This is a genomic window from Streptomyces sp. NPDC086080, assembly GCF_044540255.1.
GTDB lineage: Bacteria > Actinomycetota > Actinomycetes > Streptomycetales > Streptomycetaceae > Streptomyces.
This window is the reverse complement of the sequence record NZ_JBITRU010000083.1, coordinates 1-5,891: the sequence shown is the minus strand read 5'-3', so window position 1 is coordinate 5,891 and position 5,891 is coordinate 1. Positions and strand designations below refer to the sequence as shown.

Genomic DNA, 5,891 nt, shown 5'->3' with positions numbered 1-5,891 from the left:
AGCGGGTACTTCCTCGGTGCAGGCATCGTCTGGGCTCCTCTCGCAAAACCCATCTGACCCTCCGTCATCTGTTCCCGCATCTCGGGGGAACCTCAACCACAGCGAGGGTCAGCACCATGGATACGGCCGTCATGGCGAAGGCGGGAAGTACGGTCTTGGCACTCATGCGGTGGCCCCTTCCTGCTCGTGCACGTCCACGGCCGCGATCAGGACGACCGGAGTGCTGTCGTCGCCGTGCGTCTGGCTGTCCTCGATCCAGGACCACACGGCACCGGGCACGACCTCGTACCCGAGAGCGGCCAGCGCCGCCCGGCGCTCCACCCCGGTGGGGACCGGGCCGGACTCCCACCGGACGGTGGGCCACTCGGTCGCGCCGTACACGACGACGTACAGGCGCCAGGCGCTGCCGTCGCTCGACATCTGCGCGGTCAGCGTCCTCACGCAGCACCCCCGGGAAGGCTCGCGCCGGCGCTGCAGTTGAGCAGCGCGACCTGCGCGGCCAGCGCGCGGCGGCGGGCCCGGCGGATACGCCGGGCGTCCAGCTCGGACGCGGCGCGGTCCAGGGTGACGATCTGCGCGTCCAGCAGTTCGACATCCGCCAGGACGACGGGCATCTCCCGCTCGATCGCGTCCAGCTCGGCGTCCGTCGGCTCCACGAAGGCGGCGAACGCGGTAACAGCTTCCTGAACTGTGACGATGTGACTCATTGGGTCGTGTGTCCTCTCACAGGTAAACGGCCCGACGCGGCTTCCGGGGGGCCTCCCGGAAGCCGCTTGCCGTTGTGGATGGGCGGTGCGAGGTTCAGTCGCGCTGGTCGGTGTGGCTGTGGGCGGCGTTCAGCTCCGCCGTGGCGTCCTCGCATTCGCCCGACACGATGCGGGCGTAGACCTGCTGGCTCTTCTTGACGTTCTCCGGGCTGGTCAGGTCGGGCGACTGCTGTGTCTTCTTGCCGAACATGCGGACTCCTGACGATGTGTCGTCGATGGGTGGGACCGGCCAGCTGTACCGGCCGCAAACTCCCCGGAGTGGACCGGGTGCGCGGGGGTGTTGAGCCGCGCCGTCGGTCAGTCGGTGCCTGCTCACACGGCGTGGGAGCGGTGGGGAGAGTGCCCCGGCCGGGGAGTCGAACCCGGCCTTCGACCATCGGGGCGGTGCGTTCAGCGGCCGGTCACCACAGGTACGGGTGAGGGCCGCGGGGACGGCTCGGAAGAGGCGGTTTGGTCTTCTCGTGCTCGGTGTCGTCACCGGCCCCGAGCACGATCAGTCCCTCCTCGGGAACGTGTGACCGGCGGGCGGGTAGACCGGCACGGATCGGTCGGTCAGCAGACCTTCCATGACCACCGCCTCGAAGTGCTCTCCGAGCGGGGTGGTTTGCTCCCGCTCGAACGCCACGTCAGCAGCGTCGAGCAGACGCCCGGTACGGGTGTCGTCGTCCCCGTGCGTCTCGCGAGGAGACAACGGGAACGGCTTCACCGCTGACCACCGCCCCGGCCCTGCTCGCTGCGCTTGTTGGCTTCCTTGACCTTCCGGGACAGCTCGTCGCGCTCTTTGTCTGTCAGACTCGTGAACACAGGTGCCTCCAACACAGGTGCCTGTACCGCGCCGCCCGGAGTTGCCTCTCCGGGCGGCGCTCGCGTGCGGAACCCCTCCGGCTCCCCGCGCCCCTACCTGTCCGTCCGCCCTCATGCAGAGGCCCGAGCGGACAGGTAGGAGAGGCAGCCGGCCGCAGCGTCAGCGCTGCGAAGCCGGGATACGGACCGAACTACTGCACGGCGCCGTCGGCCGGTCCATCACGGCGACGCCCGAAGCTGTCGTTGACGCATGAGTACTCCCGGAGATTGAAGGGGTGGGATGGTGCTGCAAGGGGGCCTGTAGCCCCACTCTCCAGCCGTTGCTCGCGGTCACCGGGCCACCTCGCCAGTCGGGCCGCAGCCCTGTCCCCTGGCCTTTGACGGGCGGTCTTGCAGCGTCCTCCGCCCAGCATGCGGACAGCCCAAAAGGAGCCCGCCATGCCCGCAGTCCTAGGACAGCGAGCCGCTGAGCAGGACTGTGGCGCACAGTCCCAGGACTGTCAACAGTCCTAGGACTGTGTTTGACTTGTCCGTGTCGAGAGGAGTGCTGCATGGCGCCCAAGTGGCGGGAGCTAGCGGACCGACTGGCCGAACAGATCAGGAACGGCGAGTACGCGCCCGGTGCCCAGTTGCCGCAGATCAGGGACCTGGTGGAAGCGGGCGAGGGCTCGAAGTCCACGGTCCATGCGGCCTACAAGGCGTTGGAAGCCGAAGGGCTGGTCACGTCGTCGCGCGGGCACGGCACGGTCGTCCGCGAGCGGGCACCGGCCAAGCGGCTCGGCATCGCGCGATACGACAAGGCCAAGTGGCGGGACGGTGATGAAGTGGCGTTCATCGCGGACCGCGTGGCGTCCGGACGCACGTACAAGAGGAACGAACAGACCCAGACCGTCAGCCGTGTGACGGCACCGGCCGCCGTCGCCCAGGCGCACGGTCTGCCGGAAGGTGCGGCGGTCTACGCACGTGCACGCGTGGTCAAGGAGGGCTCACAGCCGACGCACACGCTGACCAGCTACTACCGTCCCGAGCATGTGGAAGGGACGCGCATCGTCGACCCGACGCCGGGGCCCGCCGGCCGGGGCGGTGGCTTCCGTGTCCTATACGACGCCGGATACGAGATCGACCACATGCAGGAGACGCTGTTCGCGCGCATCCCCACGGCGGACGAAGTCCAGCTCCTCCAGCTGGCGCCGGGCGAATGGGTGGTGGAGCTGCACCGGACGACGTACACGGCCGATGGCACCGTGGTGGAGTTCGCGATCGGTGTCCACGCGGCGACGCGCTTTTCCTGGACGTACGACTTCAAGGTCCCCGACTCAGCGAAAGCGGAGGGCGAGAGCAAGTGATCTCAGCACAGGCATGGGCCGACGCTCAGCGGCTCTGGGACTTCCAGCGGATGGGGCACGAGCTGCGCCCATGCTCTGTCGCGATTGGACTCGGCAGCCATGACCTCGGAGTCGCGGACACAACCGCCGACCTCTACCACCGGGGCATGATGCCGCTGATCGTCTTCACCGGGGCGACCAGCCGCACCACACGCGACCGTATGCCGCGTGGCGAGGCTGAGCACTACCGCGATCGGGCGATGGAACTGGGGGTGCCGGCCGATGCGATCCTCGTTGAGCCGCGGGCCCGGAACACAGGAGAGAACATCCGCTTCTCGCGCGCACTGCTCAAGAAGCACCAGGCCGCCGTGTCCTCCGTCCTGCTGATCAGCAAGCCGTACGAGGAACGACGGGCCTACGCGACCGCCCGCAAACTGTGGCCCGAAGTCGAGTGGGTCAGCGCCTCCACACCTATGACCCTGACTGACTACGTCGACTCGATCGGAGACGCACGCCTGGTCATCGACATGTTGACCGGCGCTCAGCAGCGGCTCATGATCTATCCGCAGCAGGGATTCATGATCGAGCAGCGCGTACCCGACGCCGTGGCCGCAGCGTACGAGCGCCTGCGCGACGCCGGGTTCACAAGCCGACTCGTGGCAGACACCGCAGAGCGGAAGTGACGGCGTCACGGGAGCCTTGTGAGACCCGCTGTGGCCAACCTCTGGCCAACCTGGGATGTCACGCACGCTATGCGGAGCGATAAGCGCAGGTCACACGGGATGGATGTGAGGGAAACTGGCCGTCGTGCTCCCAGCGGGGCAAGACTTTCTCTACTTCATCAAGGCGGCTCGCTCCGCTCCCCGCGCGCGGCGCTGGCCCCCGGCCGGGCCTGCTCTCCTATCTCCGCCCCGCTCCAGCCCGGCCGGGGGCCGGCGCCGCGTCAGGAAATAAGCCGGTTGACTGCAAAGGAGGGGGAACGTCGTAACTAATACTCCAGCTGTAGATCATGATCTTCATGTCTGATTCGCGGCTTGTCGACTGTAATGGCTGGTGCGGGACCGGGCTTGATGGCGGCGTCGCCAGTCGGACCAGCTGAGCCGGTGGGCTGCGTCGTGGACCGGCCGGACGACGAGCGTGATGAACAGACGCTGGATCTCGTTGCAGGACAGCGGGACCAGGTCGGTCGGTCCAGGACGGTGGGCGTGTTCGTCAGCGCGGACCGCGGTGAGGAAGGCGTGGGCGAGCATGGCCAGGGTGACCCAGCGGACCCAGGAGGCGTAGCGGCGGACTTGGTGCTCATCCAGTCCGGCCAGGCCCTTTCCGGTTTGGAAGGTCTCCTCCACCCGCCATCTCGATCCGGCGACCCGCACCAGCGTGGCCAGAGGCACCGGGGCAGGCGACCAGCAGCGGTAGTAGGCGAGTTCTCCGGTGGTGCGGTTGCGGCGGATGAGTAGCTGGTGAGAGCCGGGCCGAGGTTCCGCCAGGCCGATGATGGCCCAGTCGTAGAAGCGGTGGCCCTTGGCGCCGGCCCCTGCCGACAGCTTCTGCCAGGCCCGTTTCGGCACCTTCGCGGCCAGGGCGTCCGCGCGGAACTTCCCGGCAGCGGTGGTGACTTCGGCCAAGCAGGCGATCGCGAGCACGTAGCCGACACCGTGCTCTTCCAGCGCGGCCCGCAGTCTCGGGTTGCCGCCGTAGACCTCGTCTGCCGCGACCCAGCCCACGCGGTGCCCGGCGTCCAGGAACCGGCCGATCATACGGATGGCCAGTTCCGGCTTGGTCGCGAAGGCGGTGTCCTCGCCAAGCCCTGCAGCCCGCCAGCGATCCGGGTCGCACGTCCAGGAACGCGGGATGTACAACTCGCGGTCCACCGCCGCGTGCCCGCGCAGACCCGCGTAAACGAGGTAGACGGCGACCTGGGCATTCTCGATCCGGCCCGCGGTGCCGGTGTATTGGCGCTGAACACCAACGGTGTGGGTGCCTTTTCTTCAGGTCGCCGGTCTCGTCAACCACGAGAACTGCCTGGTCGTCGTGCAGCTTTTCCACCACGTAGTCGCGGATGTCGTCACGCACCGCGTCGGCGTCCCAGGAGGCCCGGCACAGCAGATGCTGCATGCCGTGCGGGGTCGCCTCCCCGGCCCACTCGGCGATGCTCCAGCAGTTCTTGCGTGGCAGGTCCGACAGCAGCCCGAGCACCAACCGCCCAGCCCGGCGCCTGGGCTCAACCCGGGCGAACCGGTCGCCCATAAGGGCCTCGAACGCCTCCTGCCAGCGGGCAGGGTCTACTCTGTGACCTGCGGCCACCGCATGATCGTCTATCTTCACACACCGATGATCAACGGTGGCCGCTCCTTGTTGCGAGCAGGAGGAGTACCGTGCAGGTCGCCGGAGTCGACATCTACGTGAACCACCCCGTGCTGCACCTGGGAGCGACCGACTGGGTTCCGGTATCCCTCGCTCTGGAAGATGCCCCTGCGGCCAGCTGCGACACCCACGTGGCTGTTCGGGTTCGAGCTCAGAGGGGACTCATCAAAGTGCGTCTCTTCAAGCAGCCCCAAGCGCCAGAGACCGAAAGGGCCGACCCGGAATTCACCACGGTCTTCGACGGCTCCCTCCTGTTGCCTGACGGCCGCATCGCAGTCGGCGATGTCGAGCAACTGACTCGCTTCGTGCATCGAGTGGGTGACCGCGGTGAGTTCAACGTGCGCGTCGCAGTGGACTCACCGGGGCCAGACGCCGGCGCCATCGACATCACTGTCACCCGCCCCAGCAAGTGATCTGCGGGGACGGCTACCTCAGTATGCAGGCTGCCCAGCAGCTGGCCCATTCGAGGCAAGATCACGATCTACAGCTGGAGTACTAAGACAGTCGAGCCACCGCATTAGTGGCCGCGCCAATGGCAGGGGCGATGCGTTCTCACACTGTGAGCCGGAGCATGGCGGTTGCGTGCTGAGGTCGTGACCTGTAGTGATCGGTTGCGGCGGCGATGTTGGTC

General features: G+C 67.7%; 7 protein-coding genes and 1 pseudogene. 3 read left to right on the top strand and 5 right to left on the bottom strand.

Features of this window, described 5'->3' with window-relative positions; all coding sequences use genetic code 11:
* Window positions 1-162: 162 nt before the first annotated feature.
* The 4 genes from ACIF9R_RS37900 to ACIF9R_RS37885 all read right to left on the bottom strand — a co-directional run bounded on the left by ACIF9R_RS37900 (window position 163) and on the right by ACIF9R_RS37885 (window position 1,473).
* Window positions 163-441, bottom strand: a complete 279-nt coding sequence (locus ACIF9R_RS37900) for a DUF6303 family protein (RefSeq protein ID WP_399987620.1) — start codon at window positions 439-441, stop codon at window positions 163-165.
* A complete protein-coding gene (locus ACIF9R_RS37895) occupies window positions 438-707 on the bottom strand; it encodes a DUF6284 family protein (RefSeq protein WP_399987618.1) in 270 nt (89 codons plus the stop codon). Before ACIF9R_RS37895 ends, ACIF9R_RS37900 begins: the two co-directional genes overlap by 4 nt.
* Before the next feature lie 94 nt (window positions 708-801).
* Window positions 802-957, bottom strand: a complete 156-nt coding sequence (locus ACIF9R_RS37890; RefSeq protein WP_399987616.1) for a hypothetical protein — start codon at window positions 955-957, stop codon at window positions 802-804.
* Window positions 958-1,260: 303 nt separating this feature from the next.
* Complete coding sequence (locus ACIF9R_RS37885; protein WP_399987614.1) at window positions 1,261-1,473, bottom strand: hypothetical protein; 213 nt, start codon at window positions 1,471-1,473, stop codon at window positions 1,261-1,263.
* Between the two features lie 649 nt (window positions 1,474-2,122).
* On the opposite strand from ACIF9R_RS37885, the gene ACIF9R_RS37880 reads away from it, so the two are divergent.
* Window positions 2,123-2,917 (top strand): GntR family transcriptional regulator, encoded by a 795-nt coding sequence (locus ACIF9R_RS37880; protein ID WP_399987612.1) that lies wholly within the window; start codon window positions 2,123-2,125, stop codon window positions 2,915-2,917.
* Entirely contained in the window at window positions 2,914-3,579 is a 666-nt protein-coding gene (locus tag ACIF9R_RS37875) for a YdcF family protein (protein WP_399987610.1), read from the top strand. The genes ACIF9R_RS37880 and ACIF9R_RS37875 overlap by 4 nt, the downstream gene beginning before the upstream one ends.
* A 333-nt stretch (window positions 3,580-3,912) precedes the next feature.
* On the opposite strand, the pseudogene ACIF9R_RS37870 reads toward ACIF9R_RS37875, so the two are convergent.
* Window positions 3,913-5,143 (bottom strand): annotated as a pseudogene (locus ACIF9R_RS37870) (IS701 family transposase).
* A gap of 128 nt (window positions 5,144-5,271) precedes the next feature.
* On the opposite strand from ACIF9R_RS37870, the gene ACIF9R_RS37865 reads away from it, so the two are divergent.
* A complete protein-coding gene (locus ACIF9R_RS37865) occupies window positions 5,272-5,673 on the top strand; it encodes a hypothetical protein (protein WP_399987608.1) in 402 nt (133 codons plus the stop codon).
* Window positions 5,674-5,891: the final 218 nt, after the last annotated feature.

What these genes read in the sequence shown, in the direction of transcription:
- ACIF9R_RS37895 (WP_399987618.1), bottom strand. Translation starts at nt 707, where the DNA reads ATGAGTCACATCGTCACAGTTCAGGAAGCTGTTACCGCGTTCGCCGCC.
- ACIF9R_RS37890 (WP_399987616.1), bottom strand. Translation starts at nt 957, where the DNA reads ATGTTCGGCAAGAAGACACAGCAGTCGCCCGACCTGACCAGCCCGGAG.
- ACIF9R_RS37880 (WP_399987612.1), top strand. Translation starts at nt 2,123, where the DNA reads ATGGCGCCCAAGTGGCGGGAGCTAGCGGACCGACTGGCCGAACAGATC.